At 71.4% G+C, this 18,780-nt stretch carries 17 protein-coding genes; 7 read left to right on the top strand and 10 right to left on the bottom strand.

Going from position 1 to position 18,780, the window contains the following annotated elements:
* Positions 1 to 63: 63 nt before the first annotated feature.
* The 7 genes from ACFHPP_RS08875 to ACFHPP_RS08845 all read right to left on the bottom strand — a co-directional run bounded on the left by ACFHPP_RS08875 (position 64) and on the right by ACFHPP_RS08845 (position 8,021).
* Entirely contained in the window at positions 64 to 2,388 is a 2,325-nt protein-coding gene (locus tag ACFHPP_RS08875; RefSeq protein WP_437162902.1) for an LPS-assembly protein LptD, read from the bottom strand.
* Positions 2,388 to 3,518: an LPS export ABC transporter permease LptG gene (lptG, locus tag ACFHPP_RS08870; protein ID WP_430669558.1), complete on the bottom strand. Its 1,131-nt coding sequence runs from the start codon at positions 3,516 to 3,518 to the stop codon at positions 2,388 to 2,390. Before lptG ends, ACFHPP_RS08875 begins: the two co-directional genes overlap by 1 nt.
* Before the next feature lie 3 nt (positions 3,519 to 3,521).
* On the bottom strand, positions 3,522 to 4,697 hold the full coding sequence (locus ACFHPP_RS08865) for an LptF/LptG family permease (RefSeq protein WP_437162901.1): 1,176 nt from the start codon (positions 4,695 to 4,697) through the stop codon (positions 3,522 to 3,524).
* A 64-nt stretch (positions 4,698 to 4,761) separates the two neighbouring features.
* The gene (locus ACFHPP_RS08860; RefSeq protein ID WP_437162900.1) at positions 4,762 to 5,418 is read right to left on the bottom strand and encodes a hypothetical protein; all 657 of its coding nucleotides are present in this window, start codon (positions 5,416 to 5,418) and stop codon (positions 4,762 to 4,764) included.
* 62 nt (positions 5,419 to 5,480) lie between these two features.
* Complete coding sequence (locus ACFHPP_RS08855; RefSeq protein WP_437163001.1) at positions 5,481 to 6,896, bottom strand: FAD-binding oxidoreductase; 1,416 nt, start codon at positions 6,894 to 6,896, stop codon at positions 5,481 to 5,483.
* Positions 6,897 to 6,921: 25 nt separating this feature from the next.
* Positions 6,922 to 7,467 (bottom strand): chromate transporter, encoded by a 546-nt coding sequence (locus ACFHPP_RS08850; RefSeq protein ID WP_437162899.1) that lies wholly within the window; start codon positions 7,465 to 7,467, stop codon positions 6,922 to 6,924.
* Positions 7,464 to 8,021, bottom strand: coding sequence for a chromate transporter (locus ACFHPP_RS08845; RefSeq protein ID WP_437162898.1), 558 nt, complete (start codon positions 8,019 to 8,021; stop codon positions 7,464 to 7,466). The genes ACFHPP_RS08850 and ACFHPP_RS08845 overlap by 4 nt, the downstream gene beginning before the upstream one ends.
* 111 nt (positions 8,022 to 8,132) lie before the next feature.
* Between ACFHPP_RS08845 and ACFHPP_RS08840 the strand changes: the two genes are divergently transcribed.
* The 3 genes from ACFHPP_RS08840 to ACFHPP_RS08830 all read left to right on the top strand — a co-directional run bounded on the left by ACFHPP_RS08840 (position 8,133) and on the right by ACFHPP_RS08830 (position 11,513).
* Entirely contained in the window at positions 8,133 to 9,263 is a 1,131-nt protein-coding gene (locus tag ACFHPP_RS08840; protein ID WP_437162897.1) for a glycosyltransferase family 29 protein, read from the top strand.
* A gap of 139 nt (positions 9,264 to 9,402) precedes the next feature.
* Positions 9,403 to 10,383 carry a Bug family tripartite tricarboxylate transporter substrate binding protein gene (locus tag ACFHPP_RS08835; RefSeq protein ID WP_437162896.1) on the top strand — a complete coding sequence of 327 codons (981 nt, stop codon included), beginning with the start codon at positions 9,403 to 9,405 and terminating at the stop codon, positions 10,381 to 10,383.
* Between the two features lie 224 nt (positions 10,384 to 10,607).
* Positions 10,608 to 11,513, top strand: a complete 906-nt coding sequence (locus tag ACFHPP_RS08830) for an esterase (protein ID WP_437162895.1) — start codon at positions 10,608 to 10,610, stop codon at positions 11,511 to 11,513.
* A gap of 54 nt (positions 11,514 to 11,567) precedes the next feature.
* Here the strand turns inward: ACFHPP_RS08830 and ACFHPP_RS08825 are convergent, their stop codons facing one another.
* The 3 genes from ACFHPP_RS08825 to ACFHPP_RS08815 form a co-directional block, all read right to left on the bottom strand.
* Entirely contained in the window at positions 11,568 to 12,197 is a 630-nt protein-coding gene (locus tag ACFHPP_RS08825) for a calcium-binding protein (RefSeq protein ID WP_437162894.1), read from the bottom strand.
* A gap of 97 nt (positions 12,198 to 12,294) precedes the next feature.
* A complete protein-coding gene (locus ACFHPP_RS08820; RefSeq protein WP_437162893.1) occupies positions 12,295 to 13,269 on the bottom strand; it encodes an L-threonylcarbamoyladenylate synthase in 975 nt (324 codons plus the stop codon).
* A complete protein-coding gene (locus ACFHPP_RS08815) occupies positions 13,266 to 14,015 on the bottom strand; it encodes a 3'(2'),5'-bisphosphate nucleotidase CysQ family protein (RefSeq protein WP_437162892.1) in 750 nt (249 codons plus the stop codon). Before ACFHPP_RS08815 ends, ACFHPP_RS08820 begins: the two co-directional genes overlap by 4 nt.
* Before the next feature lie 93 nt (positions 14,016 to 14,108).
* Here ACFHPP_RS08815 and ACFHPP_RS08810 point away from each other — a divergent pair, with 93 nt between their 5' ends.
* The 4 genes from ACFHPP_RS08810 (at position 14,109) to ACFHPP_RS08795 (ending at position 18,776) form a co-directional block, all read left to right on the top strand.
* Positions 14,109 to 15,599, top strand: a complete 1,491-nt coding sequence (locus tag ACFHPP_RS08810) for a leucyl aminopeptidase (RefSeq protein WP_437162891.1) — start codon at positions 14,109 to 14,111, stop codon at positions 15,597 to 15,599.
* A gap of 255 nt (positions 15,600 to 15,854) precedes the next feature.
* Positions 15,855 to 17,252, top strand: coding sequence for a leucyl aminopeptidase family protein (locus ACFHPP_RS08805; RefSeq protein ID WP_437162890.1), 1,398 nt, complete (start codon positions 15,855 to 15,857; stop codon positions 17,250 to 17,252).
* A gap of 59 nt (positions 17,253 to 17,311) precedes the next feature.
* A complete protein-coding gene (locus ACFHPP_RS08800) occupies positions 17,312 to 17,770 on the top strand; it encodes a DNA polymerase III subunit chi (RefSeq protein ID WP_437162889.1) in 459 nt (152 codons plus the stop codon).
* Positions 17,771 to 18,044: 274 nt separating this feature from the next.
* A complete protein-coding gene (locus ACFHPP_RS08795; protein ID WP_437162888.1) occupies positions 18,045 to 18,776 on the top strand; it encodes a hypothetical protein in 732 nt (243 codons plus the stop codon).
* The last annotated feature ends 4 nt before the right edge of the window (positions 18,777 to 18,780 follow it).

Genomic DNA, 18,780 nt, shown 5'->3' with positions numbered 1-18,780 from the left:
TCAATCCCGGGTCAGGCGAAATCACCTGAGCGTGCGGATTCACGTCACGGGCCGGAAGGGTCCTCACAGGGCGCGCAGCCCGAAGTCGCCCACCGTCTTCAGCCCGACCCGGAACAGCAGCAGCGTACCGGAGGCGTATTCGGACCGGGTCGCCGGATCCTCCGCCCATTGCCGCACGAAGCGCGTCTCGAAGATCAGGCACTCGTCTTCATAGGTCAGGGAGGCCTGCGCCGCCACGGGGCGGTCGAGGGCGATGTCGTAGCGCCCGAACAGCCCGACGCGCCAGTAGTCGCCGACCCGGAAGCTGGCCCCGGCCGAGACCTCCTCCCGCTTGCGGGTGGTCACGTTGGCTTGTGGCTCGGTCTGCAGGTAGCCGCCGGACAGGGTGAAGCGCCCGGCGTAGAAATTGGCGGTGCCATCCCACAGCCGGCCCTCGCCGGTCTCGCGGTCCAGCCGCGCCCGGCCGACCAGCTCGAACCACGGCACCGGCGCCAGGCGTACCCGGCCGACCCAGTCGGAGGAGCGGTTTTCCAGCCCGGTGCCCTCGGCGAAGGTCTCATCCGTCGCCAGCCGGACGGACCGCCCGGCCAGGCCCTCGATCTGCCCGCCATTCGGGAACAGCCAGGCACCGCGCAGCGCCGCATCGGCGCGGGTGCCGCCCTCGAAGCGGTCGCGGCCGCCGAAGCGGTTCAGGCTGAACAGATTGGAGTCGGTGAATTCGAAATCGAGGCTGTCCTCGTTCGGATACCGGTCCTGCGCGCCGGTGGAGGGGCCGGTCACCAGCTGCACCCGTGGCTCGATGATCTGCGCGCCATATTCGCCCGCGCTGCGGATGAAGGGCATGCGCCAGTCCACCGCGCTGCGGATGTGGCCACGGCCGAAGAAGCCGTCGCCGCCGGCATCGCCGAAGGTCGGGGCCAGGGCCAGGCCATCGACCCATCCGCCCACCACATCCGCGTGGGTCCGGAAGGTCCAGATGTCGCCCATCGCCCCGGTCAGCGGCAATTCGTAGGTGGCGCGGCTGCCGAGGCGCCTGGTATCCGTGCCCGCGGTGCGGAACAGGCTGTAGCCGGAGGCATCCACCGTGAAGCGGCCGCCCAGCCCGTCATTCGGGAAGACGTAGTCGGCATAGCCGCGCGGCAGGACCAGCGGCGTCTGCGAGTTCACGTCCTGTGAATCGAAGCCCTGGTAGACCGTCGAATCCAGCCGCGCATAACCCTCCGCGCCCCAGAAGCCCTCCAGGTACGCGGTGGTGGTCAGCACGCGGGGCGAGCCGTAGCGCCAGGCGCGCATGTACTCGAGCGAGGAGGCCCGGTTCAGCGAGAACCCGGCGCGCCAGTTCTCATCCAGTGCGAAGCGGCCACGGGCGAATATGTGGCCGCCCGTGCCATCGGATTGCGTGTCGTCGAGCCGCCCGAGCGAGCCTTCCACCGCGATCTCGCCACTGTTGAACCGCCGCCGGTAGGCGCCCCCCAGGTTCGGGACCTGGCTGGAGGAGGCGGTGACGCTGATCGTGGCGTCGGAGCTTTCGTCGATCGCCCAGTAATACGGAATCTCGGCGAAGACGCCGAGGAACTCGCTGGTGCCGACGGTGGGCGACAGGAAGCCGGAGGCCCGCGGCGCGTCCGGCGAGGCATGGCTGAAATACGGCGTGTACAGCAGCGGCACCCCCCCGAACTCGACCGAGGCATCGCGGTAGCGCACCCGCTGTTCCGGCCCGTCCAGGGTCGCGATGCGGGCGCGCAACTGCCACAGCGGCGGCCGCGTCGGGTCCTCGGGGCACAAATCGCAGGAGGAATAGACCACGCGCGCCAGGTCGGTGACGCTGCCGCCGGTGCGCCGGGCGCCGGCCGCCGCCAGCCGCGCATTGGCCGCCAGCAGGCCGCGCAGGCCCTCCAGCGCCGCATCGCGCATGCCATCCGTCAACTCCGCCCGGTCGACGAACAGCGTCTGTCCGTCGGGCTCGATCAGCGCGACGTTGCCGGTGGCGGTGGCCACCCCGGTGGTGCGGTTGTAGCTGAATTCATCGGCGCGCAGCACGCGGTCGCCCTGCCAGGCTTCCACCCGGCCGCGGGCGGTGACGGTGTTGGTGGTCTGGTCGTACTCCACCTCCTCCGCCGTGAAGGTCACCGGCCCCTCGGTCGTGGCGCGGTTTTCCAGCCCGCCGAGGCCCGGCTGCGCGCCAGGGTGGGTGGGATGCAGCACCAGGGCCAGCGCCGCCAGCGCCAGCACCGCCGCCAGCCCGGGGCGGGAACGACCGCCCGCGAGCGGTCCGGGCTGCCGGGGCGCCACGGCTGCAAGGCCGGGCCGCAGCACCGGCCGGATCGCCGGCGGCAGCTTGCGCGGCCGGCTCGGCAAGTTGACCGCCGACCCGTTGATGGGGGGCATCAGCCATCCTCCAGATGCAGCAGCAGGGCCAGCGCCAGCAGCAGCCCGGCCAGTGTCGGCGCCCAGGCCGCGAGCAGGACGGGCAGGGAGCCCGCCTCGCCCATCTCGTTGCTCACCTTGTCCAGCACGAACAGCGCGAAGCCGGCCGCGACGCCGCCGCCGATCATCTGCGCGACGCCGCCGCGCCGGGTCTGCCGCATGGAAAACCCCGCCGCCAGCAGCGCCATCCCCAGCGCCAGCGCCGGCAGGGCCAGCAGGCTCTGGAACTGGATGCGGTGCCGCACGGCGGAAAAGCCCGCCGCCTCCAGTACCGCGATGAATCCGGGCAGGGCCCAGAAATCCAGCGTCTCAGGGGAGGCGAAGCTGTCCTGGATGCGGTCGGGCGTCAGTTCGGTCGGCAGCGCGATCCGCGCCGGGGGTGCCGCCATCCGGTCCGCTCCGAAGCTCACCGCCGCCTCCATCACCCAGGCGCCATCGGACAGGCGGGCGGACGGCGCCTCGATCCGCGCCAGCGGCCGGTCATCCGCGGAAAGCCGCCAGATCGTGACCTCCTGCAGTTCGAAGCGCGGCCCGCTGCCGGAGGGTACCGCCGTCATCGCCACCGGCCTGCCGGAGATGATGGCCACCCCCTGCGGGTCCAGCGCCCGGTCCGACTGCCGCAGCCACAGCCGCCCACCGGCCAGCGAGGTCAGCCCGCCGCCGGTGCGCAGGAAGTTCTGGTCCATCCGCTCCGCCCGCGCCAGCAGCGCGGAGGAGATGGGCGAGATGCCGAAGGTGCCCAGCATGCCGAGCAGCACCGCGACCACCAGCGGCCCGGTCAGGAACCCCCAGGCGGAGATTCCGGCCGCCCGCGCCACGATCAGCTCCGAGCTGCGCGTCAGCCGCCAGAACGCGATGATGCCGCCGAGCAGGATGGCGAAGGGCAGGATCTGCAGCGCCACGAAGGGCAGCCGCATCGCCGCGATCTCCAGCGGGATCTCGAATCCAACCCCCGGCCGCGTCGCCGCCCGGCGCAGCAATTCGATGAAGTCGAACAGCGCCACCAGCCCGATCAGCGCCGCCATCACCAGCAGCGTGGCGCCGAGGAAGCCGCGCGCGACATAGCCGGTCAGCGTGGGTGTCAGCACCATGGCTCAGCCGCTCGCCATCGGCTGCCCGGGCGGCATGACATGCCGCCGGAAGCGCGGCAGCCCGGGGGCACCGACCAGCCACCACAGCGCCACCGCGCCCGGCACCGTGGCATGCACCCAGATCAGCCAGGTGAAGGCGTTGTCCCGCGTCGCCAGGTTGCCGATGGTCAGCCCCACCGCCAGCAGCGCCACCACCAGGCCCACGCCCACCGCCAGCCGCAGCCCGCCGCCATGCCGCCGGAACTGCCCGGTCAGCGCCACCGCCATGCCGACCAGCGCATAGGTCAGCGCGGTCAACGGTGCCGCCAGGCGCTGGTGCGCCTCGCCCACGAAGCGGGCGATCTCGCGCGGCCGCAGCTGTTCCGCCGGGTCCGGGTGCAGCAATTCCTGCACGCCGCGTTCGCGCGAATCGCGGAAGCGCACTTCCTCCTGCCGCGTCGCGCGGGCCAGGTCGACGCTGTTCTCGTTGAAGCTGAGCACCGAAAGCCGCATCGTCGGCTCCGTGCCGGGCGGCGACCCGGCCGGCGGCGGCACGCGCTCCATCTGCTGCCGCACGCCCTTGAGCAGCGTCACGCGCGGGCCGAAGGGGCCGTTGCTGATGCGGCCTTCCTCGGCCAGGATCGTCGCCGGCGCGCCGGCCTCCCGCGCATCATGCACCAGGATGCCGCGCAGCGTACCGTCGCGGTCGCGCAGCCGGGCATAGACCGTCAGGTCGCCACCGACCGAGGAGAACACGCCCTCCTGCACCAGGATCGCCGCCATCTCGTTGCGGATCTCATACTGCCAGATGCGGAAGGCGGTGTGCGACATCGGCACCAGCCACAGGTTCAGCGCGTAGCCGAGCGCGACGGAGGCGAAGGCCAGCAGCATCGCCGGCCGCCCGAGCCGCAGCTGGGACAGACCGGCGGCGCGCATCACCACCAGCTCCCGGTCCGAATTCATCCGGACATAGATGAACAGAACCACCACGAAGGTGGTGATCGGCAGGATCACCGCGATGAAGCCGGGCAGCATCAGCCCGGTGAGCTGCACGAAGACCGCCAGCGACAGGCCGCGGTCCAGCACCAGCTCGATGAAGCGCAGCGACTGGGTCAGCCAGACCAGCGCCGCCAACCCGAAGGTGACGGCGAGCAGCCCCCCCACCAGCTGGCGCAGGATGTAGCGGTCGATGCGGTTCATCCGGCCCCTTCTACCAGCCCGAAGGCCCCGCCTGCAAAGCGGCGGCCGCGTGCTTCTGCCGGCGTCACGACCCTGCGTCCAGGAACCGGGCCCCCAGGAAGCGCGCAATCACGGAAGCCGGCACCAGCCGGGTGCGCGGCGGCCCGGCGCCATCCTCGTCCCGGTGGCTCACCAGCCCGGCCAGGCAGCCCGACGCCGCCTCGAACACCGCGCCGCCCGATTCGCCCTGGTTCAGCGTCTCCGGGATCTCGAGGTAACCGCCGAAGCGCGGATCGGCATCGCGGACCAGCGGCAGCAGCCGGGTGCGGAGGCTGCGCTGCGGCGTCACCAGCAGCGCCGGCGCGCCCGCCTGCGGCGGCCCGGCGCACAACACGGCCACCCCCAGGCTCGGCAGCGCCCGCGCCGGGCGCAGCAGCGCCACATCCTCCCCGCCAAGGTAGCGCTGGCCGATGCCCCGATCCACCCGGTCCTGCCCGGCGCGGACCAGCAGCGCCGGCGCCACCGACCCCGCGACCGAGATCGCCAGCGGCCCGGCGCCGGCCGGGCACACGCCCCGCAGCCGCTGCACGGAGCCATCCACCACATGCGCCGCCGTCACGAAGCGCCCGCCGCCGAGATGGATCGCCGCCCCGGTCGCCCGGCAGCGCGCCGATTCGCCCGAGGCCACCTGCGCCACCGCGGTCACGGCCGATAGTGCGGGGTCGGCTACCCTGGCCGGCACGCGCGGCGGGGCCGGCGTGCAGGCCGCGACCGCCAGACCCAGCGCGACAGCCAGCCGGAAGATTAGCGAAAGACCTTGCCCGGATTCATCAGCCCGGCCGGGTCCAGCGCCGCCTTGATGCGCCGCATGGTGTCGAGTTCCGCCCCGCCGCGCCAATCCGGCATCATGTCCGTCTTCAACCGGCCGACGCCGTGTTCGGCGCTGAAGCTGCCATCCATCTCCCGCACCACCTGGTTCACGCACTCCATGATGTCGTGGCCGCGGGCGAGGAAGGCGCCAGCGTCCATGCCCTCCGGCTGTTCCAGGTTCATGTGGATGTTGCCGTCGCCGATATGCCCGAAGGGCACCGGCCGGCTGCCCGGGATCAGCGCCACCAGCGCCGCCGAGCAGCGCCGGATCATCTCCGGCACGCGGGAGACGGGCACGGAGACGTCTGACTTCACCGAGGCGCCCTCGCGCTTCTGCGCCTCCGGATGCTCCTCCCGGATCTTCCACAGCTTCTGCGCCTGCGCCTCGCTCTCGGCGAGCACGGCGTCCAGCACCTCGCCCGCCTCCATCGCCTCGCCCAGCAGGGTCTCGGCCATGTCGCGCAGCCCGGCATCGGGGCGGGGGGAGGCGAGGTCCACCAGCACGTAGTGCCCGGCCCGCGTCGAGACCGGCAGCGTCACGCCCTCGATATGCCGGATGCAGAAATCGACGCCGGTGCCGGACATGTATTCGAAGGCGCGCACCGCGCTTTCGTCGCGGTCGCGGAAGCGCCGGAACAGCGCCAGCGCCGCATCCTCGTCCGCCACGGCGCAGAAGGCGAGCGCCGTGTCGCGCGGCCGGGGGAACACCCGCAGCACGGCGGCGGTGATGAAGCCGAGCGTGCCCTCCGCCCCGGTGAACAGGTGGCGCAGCGCGTAGCCGGTATTGTCCTTGCGCAGCCGCCGCAGTCCGTCCCAGACCTGCCCGTCCGGCAGCACCACCTCCAGCCCCAGCATCAACTCGCGGGCATTGCCGTAGCGCACCGTGGTGTTGCCGCCGGCATTGGTGGACAGCACGCCGCCGATGGTGGCGGTGCCTTCCGCGCCGAGGCTCAGCGGGAACAGGGTGCCCGCGGCGGCGGCGGCATCCTGCGCCGCCTTCAGCACCACGCCGGCCTCCGCCGTCATGGTCATGTCCACCGGGTCGATGGCGCGGATGCGGTTCAGCCGTGCCAGGCTGACCACCACCTGCCGTCCCGATTCATCCGGCGTGGCGCCGCCGACCATGGAGGTATTGCCGCCCTGCGGCACCATCGGCACGCCGGCCGCGGCGCACAGCTTCACCGCCGCCGCCAGTTCCGCCACATCCGCCGGCCGCAGTACGAACGGTGTCGCCCCGCGGTACAGGTCGCGCCAGTCCGACAGGTAGGGCGCCAGATCCTCCGGCGCCGTCAGCAGGCCGCGCGGCCCGAGCAGCGCCGCCAGCGCATCCATCAACCCGGCAGGAGGCATCATCTGATCCGGCATCATCCGCACTTCACTGAAGAAACAAGGCCCCGAGCACCGCCCCCGCCCCGAGCACCCAGAGCGGCGACCAGTCGCTGCGCCAGACGAACAGGGTGGAGCTGACCGACAGCACCACCGCCAGCCAGGGGACCCTGGCCCCCTGGGCCGCCGCCTGCGCCAGGATGAGGCCGGAGGAGAAGATGAGGCCGATCGCGATCGGCACCAACCCCCGCTCGATGATCCGCAGCCACGCAGCCCCCGCCAGCCGCGCCCGCATGCGGGAGAAGCCGTAGGCGAACAGCCCGGCCGGCCCGGTCATCGCGAGGGTGGCCACCATCATCCCGGTGAAGCCCGCCACGTGCCAGCCGATCAGCCCCACCACCAGCACGTTCGGCCCCGGCGCCGCCTGGGCCAGGGCGAACAGCTGCGCGAAGCGCTCGTTGCTCATCCAGCCATGCACGTCCACGACCAGCCGGTTCATCTCCGGCACCACGGCGATGCCGCCACCCACCGCGATCATGGAGATCGCCGCGAAGCCGCTGGCCAACTGCCACAGCACGTCGCCGTCGTCGCTCACGCGCGGTTCCTCGTCCACCAGGCGGCCAGGATGCCGAAGGGCGCCAGCCCCAGCACGATGAAGGGCAGCGGCAGCCGCAGCAGCGACCCGCCGACCAGCGCCGCGATGCCGACGGCCAGGATCGGCAGGGCCGGCTTCAGCTTGGTGGTGATCTTGGCCGCCGTCCCCAGGATCATCCCCGCCGCCGCCGCCGCCGTGCCCGCCAGCACCGCCTTCACCAGCGGCACCTCGCCATAGGTGTCATGGAACATCGCGAGCCCCACCAGCAGCGCCAGCGGCCCGCCGAACAGCCCGAAGCTGGCCGCCAGCGCGCCCCAGCCGCCGCGGAACCGCTCGCCGAGCTGGATCGCCACGTTCAGCGCGTTCGGCCCCGGCAGCACCTGGCCGAGCCCCAGCACCTCGGCGTATTCCTGCTCCGTCACCCAGCGGCGTTCCTCCACCAGCACGCGCCGCGCCCAGGCATTGACCCCGCCGAATCCGACCAGGCCGATCTTGAGGTAGGTGAGGAAGATCTGGGCCACGGTCGGCCGCGGGCGCACCCGGGATTCGGACATGCCGCCAAGGGACCGCGCGCCGCGCTCGGGATCAAGCCCCCCGGGGCCCGCATGGCCGCCGTACCGGTTCGCGGCTTGATCTGTGCCGAGATCAGAACAAACATCGCCCGCATGCAGCCCGATCCGGCGAAACCCGCCACCACCAAGGACCTGCGAGGTCGACTGGCAGAGTTGCATCCCGACGCCCGCCTCGCATGGCTCACCACCCTCCTCCGTACCCCGCCTGGACCGCCGCGCACCGGGGGCGGGGTCGACCCGTGGCGCCTCGTTCCAACGCTCATCGTCTCCCACCCCGGCCTGCTGCACGCCTCCTGCGAGGCGCTGATCGCGGAGCCGGAGACGCGGCAGCGGGCCATCGCCCTGCTGGCACGCCTGCATAACCGGCGCGAGGAATGGGACAACCTGCGCAACCTGCTGGAGCGATGGCGCGACGAGCCCGAAGAGGGCCGCGAGGCACGGCGGCGCGAATTGCTGCGGACCGAAATTCTGGCACCTTCGGAGACGGGCGAGCGGCAGGCGCGGATCTGGGACGCCTGCGCCGCCGCCCTTTGCCCGCTCGGGCTGGTTTCCTATGCATCGCAGCTCCAGGTCGCTCGGGGGCTCACGTTCGAGCCACAGGCGCTGCTGGTCGCCACGGAGGCGGCGCTGGCGACCGCATTGCAGCCTGGCCTGCCGCCCATCCTGGCCAGCCTCGCCCGGGCTGCGGATGTCGCGGTGATCGGCAACGGCTCCGGCCTTGTCGGCGCCCGTCTCGGGTCCCGCATCGACCGGCACGACTTCGTCATCCGCCTGAACTATCCCGTCCTGACCGGCCATGCGCCGGATGTCGGCCAGCGCACCGACCTCATGCTGTTCGCGGATGCCCTGCGCCACAGCCTGTCGGAGCAGACGGGGCGCGAGCGGGGCTATGACGCAATCGCCAGCTTCGGGGTGCGCACCCACATCCCGGACCGCTCCCGCAGCCTCGTCCCGCCACGCATCCCGCGGGGCCTGGCCGCGGCGGTCGGGGCGCTGGGCTACGAGCGGCCGAGCACTGGCTTCTTCGCCATCCTGCTCGTCGCCCTGGTGCTGCGCCGCCCGACCACCATCTACGGCTTCGACTTCTACCAGGGCGGCGGCCCGGCACATTATTTCGGCGCCGGCTCGGCCGCAATGCAGCACGAGATCACCTATGAGCGGTGGTTTGTGCAGCAATTCCTGCCGGCGCTGCCGATTTCGCTTCGGACCGGCGCTGCGCCCTGAACGGGCGTGCGGCGGCAGGCCGGGCCAGGCGCCATGCCGCTTGCGCGCATGGCCGGTCTGCCGTGCAGCGGGCGCGTTTGTCGCGCGGCCATGACCGGAAGACCATGGCGCACCGCCGCCACCGCTCCGGAAATCAACGATGATCGCCCGCCGCACCCTGCTTGCCACCGGCGCCGCCGCCGGGCTCGCCCCCCTGCTGCCCGCCGCCGCCAGCGCCCAGGGCAATTGGCCGCAGCGCCCGGTCCGCCTGCTGCTGGCCTTCGCCCCCGGCGGCGGCACGGACCTCATCGCCCGCACCCTCGGCAGCGCCATGACCCCTTCGCTCGGCCAGACCCTGGTGGTGGAGAACCGCCCCGGTGCCGGCGGCAACATCGCCACCGAAGCCGTCGCCAGCGCGCGGCCGGATGGCTACACGCTTCTGATGGGCAACCACGGCCCGATGAGCGTCAACGTCTCCCTGTTCCGCAACATGCGGGTGAACCCGGAGACGGCGCTGGAGCCGATCGGCCTGGTCGCCGACGCGCCGCTCATCGTCGTGGTCGGACCTTCCTCGAAGGCCAACACCCTGCCGGAACTGCTGGCCGAGATCCGGGCCGCCAACGGCAACCTGAACTACGCCAGCGCCTCCAACGGCTCCGCCAGCCACCTCGCCGCCGCGCTGATGCTGCAGATGGCCGGGCTGCGCGCGGAACACGTGCCGTTCCGCGGCGCCGCCCCGGCGCTGACCGACGTGGTCGCCGGCCACCTGCACTTCATGGTGACCACGCTGCCCTCCGTCGTCGGCCTGATGAGCAGCAATGCCGTCCGGCCCCTTGCCGTCACCGGCGATGCCCGCATGGCGCTGTTCCCCAACATCCCGACGGTCGCCGAGACCATCCCGACCTACAAGGCCACCGCCTGGTACGGCGTCCTGGCGCCGAAGGGCACGCCGGAGCCGATCCGCGCCCGCATCTTCGCGGCGATGCGGGAGGCGCTGTCCAACCCCGACGTCATCCGCCGCCTGCGTGACGAGGGCGCCGAGCCCTCCACGCTGAATGGCCCGGGCTTTGCCGAGTTGATCCGCTGGGAACGCGAGCGCTGGGCCACGGTGGTGCGCCAGGCCGGCATCACGGTGGACTGACGCGCGCGGAGGCTGGCTCGGCCCCCCCCCTCTGGCGCCCGGCCGGGCCCGCGTGATCCACTGCCCCGCCGGCAAGGCCCGGCATCCTGGGGAGTGGAACAATGCACAAATCCGTCCTGGCCATGGCGTTCGCCGCCATGGTCGCCGCACCCGCGCTGGCGCAGCAGGCGCCACCCGTATCGCTGTAAAGCTGGGGCAGTTTCCATGTCGGCGGGCGGGAGGTGGTGATCTCCGGCCAGCCGGTGCGGGAGGTGCTGTTCACCCCCGGCGGCGTGCCCGCCCGCGTCGACCCGAACGGCACCTACCTGATGGGCGGCATGTACGCGCAGTACATGATCCCGGCGGCTCCGCGCGGGCAGGCACCCCTCCTGCTGTGGCATGGCGGCGGGCTGAGCGGCGTGACCTGGGAGACCACGCCGGATGGCCGCGAAGGCTGGCAGAACTTCTTCCTCCGCCGCGGCTGGCCGACCTATGTCTCGGATGCGGTGGAGCGCGGCCGCGCCGGCTGGTCGATGATCCCGGAACAGACCGGCGGCCAGCCCGTGCTGCTGACGGTGGACAACCCGTTCGAGCGCTTCCGGATCGGCGCCGGCCAGGGCAGCTTCCAACGGAACGAGGTGCTGCCCGGCAACCAGTTCCCGGCCGACCGCGACAGCTACATGAACTTCATGCGCCAGATCGTGCCGCGCTTCACCACGACGGACGGGCTGACGCTGGAAGCCTACCTTGCCCTGCTCGACCGCGTCGGACCTTCCGTGGTGGTGGCGCACAGCCAGGCCGGCCTGTTCGGCTGGCGCGCCGCGCAGGAACGCCCGGACAAGGTGCGCGCCCTGGTGCTGATCGAACCGGCGGCGGTCGGCGACATCGCCAAGGTGGCGGCGCTGCGCAACATCCCCGTACTGATGGTCTATGGCGACTACATCGCCCAGGACAGCCGCTGGCCCACCATCCGCGGCAACGGCGTGCGCTTCGCCGAAGCCGTGCGTGCCGCCGGCGGCAGCGTCGACGTGGTGGACCTGCCGGAACGCGGGATCCGCGGCAACAGCCACATGATCATGATGGACCGCAACAGCGACCAGGTGGCGCAACTGGTCCAGGACTGGCTGGCCTCCAAGGGCCTGTACCAGTAGCCATTGCCAAAGCCCTCTCCCCCCAGGGGGGGGAGAGGGTTGGGTGAGGGGGGCTCAGCCCACCCGGATATGCTCGACATTGGAGAACCGCAGCGTCTCCCCGCCGACATTGACCGTCCCGGCGAAGCTCGCCGGATTGCCCGACGCGTCGAAGAAGGACACGATGTTGTTGCTGACCCGCATCTCCAGGCCAGGGGTCTCGATGTTCAGCGCCGAGGCCAGGTCGTCCAGGCTCATGCCGACCACGTTCAGCGTATCGGCCCCCGCGCCGCCGTCGAACTGGTCGTTGCCGTCGCCCGGCGCCCAGATGAAGCGGTCGTTGCCGGCGCCGCCGAAGGCGAGGTCGGCCGCGCCGTCACCGGCGCCGCCATCCAGGAAGTCGTTGCCATCCTCGCCATGGAGTTGATCGGCGCCCAAGCCGCCAATGATCGTGTCATTCCCCAGGCCGCCATAGGCAAGGTCGTTGCCCGAGCCGGTATTGATGTAATCACTGCCGCCTTCGCCGTAGACCTGGTCGTTGCCGGCACCCGCGGCGACCATATCGTTTCCGCCGCCCGCGAAGATCACATCCGCCGCGCTGCCGCCATTCAGCGAATCGCTGCCCGCCGTGCCCTGCTGGAAGGCCCCGCCGGCAACCTTGGCCAGGTCGGCCTCGTCGAGCGCCACTATCTTGCTGCCGGTCATGGTCAGACTCCTGCTGGTGCGGAACGAATACCAGAAGTTTTGTTTCGACGCGCAGTCGATTGAGCCTCTGACAACCATAGGCGCTGCCTTGGATGGATCAGGGCCCACGCGGCGCCGCCGCCCGTGCCAGCCGGTCGTTGATCGCCTCGCCCAGCCCATCCGCCGGCACCGGCATCGCCGCGATGCCGCGCAGCCCCACCCGCCGCCCCTCCGCATCCAGCCAGCGCAGGCCGGAGAACAGCCGCGCCGCCGCCACGGCCACGTCGCCGCCGGGCGAGAGGTTCCACAGCGCCCCCGCGCCCGGCAGCGGCGCCGGCCCGAAGGCCAGCAACGCCTCATCCGCCGCCACCGTCCCGGCCGCCAGGCGCAGCGGCAGGTCCGGCGCGTAGTGGGACAGCAGCATCCCGGGGCTGCGCAGGCTGCGCGTCGCCGCCGCGGCGGACAGCGGCAGGGGCCGCCCGACGCGGCCGATCACCGCCTCGATCGCCGCCGCCGGCACGCCGCCGGGCCGCAACAGCACCGCGCCCGCCCCGGTGAGGTCGAGCACCGTGCTCTCCACGCCCACGGCGCACTCCCCCCCATCGAGCACGCCCGCGATCCGCCCCGCCAGCCCCGCCATCACATGCGCCGCCGTCGTCGGGCTGACCTGGCCCGATCGGTTGGCGGAGGGCGCCGCCACCGGGCGGTCCACCAGCCGCAGCAATTCGAGCGCCACCGGATGCGCCGGCACCCGCACCGCCAGCGTGTCCAGCCCCGCGCCGGCCAGCAAATCCACCCGGCAGGTTGCGCGCCGCGGCAGCACCAGCGTCAGCGGCCCCGGCCAGAACCGCGCTGCCAGCGCCACCGCCCGCGCATCCGCCACCACCTCCGCGAAGGCCGCCTCGGCGCTGGCGAAGTGGCAGATCAGCGGGTTGAAATGCGGCCGGCCCTTGGCCGTGAACACCGCCGCCACCGCCGCGCCATCCCGCGCATCCGCGCCGAGGCCGTACACCGTCTCGGTCGGGAAGCCGACCAGCGCGCCGTCCCGCAGCAGCGCCGCCGCCTCCGCCACATCCGCCAGCAGCCGGGTCATGCGCCGCGTGCCAGGAAGCCCGGGTTGCGCCAGCCCGGCTTGCCGTAGCGCAGCGGTGCCCCGTCCCAATCCGCCATCCGCCCCCCCGCCGCCCAAAGCACCGCCTCCGGCGCCGCCGTGTCCCATTCCATCGTCGGCCCACGCCGCGGGGAGAAATCCGCCGAACCCTCCGCCACCCGGCACAGCTTCTCCGCCGAGCCCAGCGGCAGCAGCGTGGCGCCATGTTCCCGCGCGAAGGCCGCGATGCGCGGGTCCCGGTCATGCCGGCGGCTGACCACCGCCACCGCGCCCACCTTCGGCACCGGCCGCACCCGGATCGGCCGCGACCCACCCGCATCCAGCCGCCACGCCCCGCGCCCGACGAGGCCGGAGAACACCTGCCCATGCGCCGGCAGCGCCACCGCCCCCAGCACCGGCCGCCCATCCCGCACCAGGCCGATATTCACGGCGAAGCTGTCATGCCCCTCGGCGAAGTCGCGCGTGCCGTCCAGCGGGTCCACCAGCCAGAACGGCCCGTCGGGCACCGCCATGGCGCTGGCATCATGCGCTTCCTCCGCCACCACCGGCAGCCCCGACTCGTGAAGACCCTCCACGATCAGCGCCTCCGCGATCGTGTCGGCCGCCGTCACCGGCGAATGGTCGCGCTTGCGCTCCACCACGAAGCCCGCCGCCCGCACCGCCGTAATTGCCGCCGCCGCCGCCCCGGCCAGGCGCACCGCCAGGGCCAGCATCCCGTCCATATCCATGGACACAGCCTTTAGACGCGCGAGGGCCTGTTGCCGAGGCCGCCACTTCGGATGATAGGCTGCCGCGCAAGCAGAAAGCGGACCCCAAGCCCCATGCCCGACATCGCCTTCGTGAAGCCCGCCCTGCCGCGCGCCGGCATCCTCGTCCTCCCGCTTCCCGAAGCCGATTTCCCATCCACGGGCCTGTTCGCCGAGGCCGATGCCGCCCTGTCCGGCGCCCTGACCCGCGCGCTGGAGGCCGCCGGCTTCAAGGGCCGCAAGGGCCAGTCCGCCATCCTGTGGTCACCCGGCGCCGGCTTCACCAAGATCATCGCCCTCGGCCTCGGCAAGCCGGAGGATCTCAACGCCCTGGCTGCCGAGGCCGCCGGCGGTGCCCTCATCCCGCTCCTCGCCCAGGACCGCGAAGCCACCATCGCCGCCGAGGCCATGACCCCCACACTCGCCGCCTCCATGGCGATGGGCGCCCTGCTGCGCGCCTGGCGCTTCGACCGCTACCGGACGAAGGAGAAGGAGGAAGACAAGCCGAAGCTCGAACGCCTGGCCTTCGCCACCTCCGACACCAGCGATGCCAAGCACGCCTTCGCCCCGATGCGCGCCGTCGCCGATGGCGTGTTCCTGACCCGCGAACTGGTCAGCGAGCCGCCCAACATCCTGCACCCCGTCGAATTCGCCGATCGCTGCCGCGCGCTGGAAAAGCTCGGCGTCGAGGTCGAGATCCTCGGCATGAAGGAGATGAAGCGCCTCGGCTTCGGCGCCCTGCTCGGCGTCGCCATGGGCAGCGCCGTGGAACCCCGCGTCGTCGTCATGCAGTGGAAGGGCGCGGGCAAGTCCAGGAAGTCCGCCAAGCCGCTCGCCTTCATCGGCAAGGGCGTCACCTTCGACACCGGCGGCATCTCCATCAAGCCGGCCGGCGGGATGGAGGACATGAAGTGGGACATGGCCGGCGCCGGCACCGTCGTCGGACTGATGGCCGCCCTGGCCGGCCGCCGCGCCAAGGTGGACGTGATCGGCATCGTCGGCCTGGTCGAGAACATGCCCTCCGGCACCGCCCAGCGCCCCGGCGACGTGGTGAAGACCTTCTCCGGCCAGACGGTGGAGGTCATCAACACCGACGCCGAAGGCCGCCTCGTCCTCGCCGACCTGCTCTGGTACTGCCAGGACCGCTTCGAGCCGCGCTTCATGATCGACCTGGCGACACTCACCGGCGCCATCATCGTGGCGCTGGGCCATGAACACGCCGGCCTGTTCTCCAACGACGACGACCTCGCCCAGCGCATCCTCGCCGCGGGCCAACTCACCGGCGAACCCGCCTGGCGCATGCCGCTCGCCGACGCCTACGACAAGGCCATCCGCTCCGACATCGCCGACATGAAGAACGTCGGCGGCCGCCCCGCCGGCGCCGTCACCGCCGCCCAATTCATCCAGCGCTTCATCAACACCAAGAACGGCCCGATGCCCTGGGCCCACCTCGACATCGCCGGCACCGCCTGGACCAGCAAGGACCACCCCACCATCCCGAAGGGCGCCACCGCCTACGGCGTCCGCCTGCTGGACCGCCTGGTGGCGGAGCTGGACGAGGGCTGAGCCTGTGCAGGCGGCGCTGGTGGCCTGCGAGGGGGGGCGCCCCTCGCGCACCCCGCGAAGGGGCAGCGGCCCCTTCGAACCCTTCAGCTTAGGGGCAGGAGGAGGGAGGGGCGCAGCGCGACCACGTGACCGAAGCGCCCACCATGCCCCTCCCTCCTCCTGCCCCTTGATGGGTTTCCAAAGGGACCACTGTCCCTTTGGCAGGGGGTGCAGGGGGACAGCGTCCCCCTGCAAAGCACCCAGCGCGCCCCGCCCATGCTGAGGCCCCGTTTCCGCCGCGCCGCCCCGGACGCGCCGCTGCCGGTGCTGTGTCCGGTGGTGGAGGGGGCGCCGCGGGCGGATGGGTTCGTGGCCGCGGCCGGCCGGGTGCGCGACATGGCGGGGGAGCCGCGTCGCATCCTGGTGGGCCTTGGCACGCCGCGCCGGCGGCTGGACTGGGAGCAGGCCGGCGCCACGGCCGTCGCGCAACTGCCGGAGACGCCGCATTGCGCCGTCGCCGCGGAGGGTCTCGGCCCGGCCGATATCGCCGCTTTCGCCGCCGGCATGGCCCTGCGCGCCTGGCGCTTCGAGGCGCATCGCACCCGGGACATCAAGCCGGCGCTTGATCGCGCGACCTTCACCGTCGACGACCCCGCCGCCTGCCGCGAGGCGTGGGACCGGGCGGCGCCCGCCATCCGCGCCTGCCTGTTCGCCCGCGACCTGGTGGCCGAGCCCGCCAACCACCTGACCACCCGCAACTTCGCCAAGCGGCTGGAGGGCCTGGCCGAGTTCGGCATCCATGTCGATGTCTGGGGCCGCAAGCGCCTGGCCCGCGCCGGCTTCGGCGCGCTGCTGGCCGTCGGCGGCGGCAGCGCCAGCCCGCCGCGGCTGGCGATCCTGCGCTGGCGCGGCACGCTGGACCTGCCGCCGGTCGCCTTCGTCGGCAAGGGGCTGGTCTTCGACACCGGCGGCATCTCCATCAAGCCGGCCCACGGCATGGAGACGATGCGCGCCGACATGGCGGGTGCCGCCGCCTGCGCCGGCGCCATGCTGGCCCTCGCGCTGCGCCATTCCCCCGCACCCGCCGTGGCGGTGCTGGCGATCGCGGAGAACGCCACCGGCGCGGAGAGCTACCGCCCCGGCGACGTGCTCCGCACCGCCTCCGGCCGCACGGTGGAGGTGGTGGACACCGATGCGGAGGGCCGCCTGGTGCTGGCCGACGCGCTGCACCACGCGATCTCGGCGTTCCGGCCCCGCGCCGTGATCGACGCCGCGACACTGACCGGCGCCATCGTCACCGCCCTCGGCCATCACAAGGCCGGCCTGTTCGGCACCGACGCCGCGCTGATGGCGGGGTTGGCCGCGGCCGGGGAGGAGGTGGGCGAGAACCTCTGGCCCATGCCCATCGGCACAAGGCACCGGGAGGATCTGCGCTCCGCCATCGCCGACATCCGCCAATGCATGCCGGCCGGCAGCCGCCGCCAGCCCGACGCCAGCCACGCCGCCGCCTTCCTGCGCGACTTCGTGGGGGAGGGGGTTCCGTGGGCGCATCTCGACATCGCCGGGGTGGATACGCAGGACAAGCCGCACGCGCTGGGCCCCGCCGGCCCCACCGGCTTCGGCGTTCGCCTGCTGGATCGCCTGGTGGCGGCGCAGTTCGAGGCAGAGCCCTGATGCCCAAGGCGGAGCCGTGATGCCCAAGGCGGAGCCGTGATGCCCAAGGCGGAGCCGTGATGGCTGACTACGGCTTCTACCACCTGACCCGCACGCCGCTGGAACAGGCCCTGCCGAAACTGCTCGGCCGCGTGCTGGCCGGCGGCGGCCGCGCCATGGTGCGCGTGGCGGAACCGGCGCGGCTGGAGGTGCTGGACGCCGCGCTGTGGACCTGCCCCGACCCGGACTGGCTGCCGCACGGCACCCCCCGTTCCGGCCACCCCACGCTCAACCCCATCTGGCTGACGACGGAGGATGCCGGGCCGGAGGGCGCCCCGAACGGCGCGCGCTTCCTGTTCCTGCTGGAAGGGACGGAAAGCGCGCGGCTGGAGGCGTTCGACCGGGTGCTGGACCTGTTCGACGGCGGCGATGCGGAGGCGGTGGCCGCGGCGCGGGGGCGCTGGAAGGCGGCGAAGGCGGCGGGGCATGCGCTGGCGTACTGGCAGCAGGGGGCGCGGGGGTGGGAGAAGAAGGGGTGAGGGGACGTAGATGAAGAATGCAGGAAGGTCCGAGTTTGGCGGGAAGTGGTGGTTTCTTGTCCACTAAGCCTGCCTTCTTGAGCACCCAGGACGCCCCCAAGCGCGGGTTTGGACACATCATGGCAGCCGTCGCTCGGATGTTGAGTATTCATCGAATCGAAGGCGAATTCCGTTGCAATCGTTAAACTTCTGTGCACGCTATGTTCTGGGCCCGGTTCTCACGGCGATCTGCCTCCTCTTTTCGAGCGGAGACAGCCTGTCTCAAGAAGGGGACATGATGCGTAGAGCCACCCTTGCAGCGGAGCGCAGCGCTAGGGCAGCAGAATGGCAGGCTGAATTGACTGCCTTTCAAGCAGCCCTCTCCCTCGTCGGTTCAATCGCCCTCCTATACACTTTGTATTTAACATTGAAATCGCTTCGTTCGGCACGAGAAGCTAATGAACAGCAAAGGCATCTGTTCATTGCTGATCAGCGGCCATGGGTTAGTGTACGAGCTGAATTGATTCACCTAGAATATTGGGGCGAACAACTCGGGCTTAAAATACGTTTCACGGTGAAAAATTCTGGGAAGACCCCTTCTCTACACGTGTGGATCGCGTCCGAATTCCGCCCACACACCGTCGGCCAAGCTATCTGGGACCTACAGCGGGATCTTGCCGCCCGCATACGCACAACATACCAAGAACGATCTACTCAAGGAGATCCAATTCTTGGGTTTTCGGTTTTGCCCGGCGACGAGCGTCGACATGAGCAAGTTTATTCTGTACACAAGGAGGAGGTGGCTGAGGGACCAAATGTAACGCCACGGTGGCGCCGCCAGCCGCATATAATTGGGTGCGTGACATACTCGTCTGAAGCCGCCCCATTTGCCTATCAGACATTATTCATTCTTGAATTGAGGCAGGGCGGTGAAAGCGGATCAAGCTCAGTCGATCTCGATCCAGAAAAATCTCTATTTAGAGACGTTGTTGTGATGCCGTATTTTGTTGGAGATCACGCTATCTAGCTTT

Source organism: Falsiroseomonas sp. E2-1-a20, assembly GCF_051433195.1.
In the GTDB taxonomy this organism is placed as follows: domain Bacteria; phylum Pseudomonadota; class Alphaproteobacteria; order Acetobacterales; family Acetobacteraceae; genus Falsiroseomonas.
This window is presented reverse-complemented; position numbering and strand designations above follow the sequence as displayed.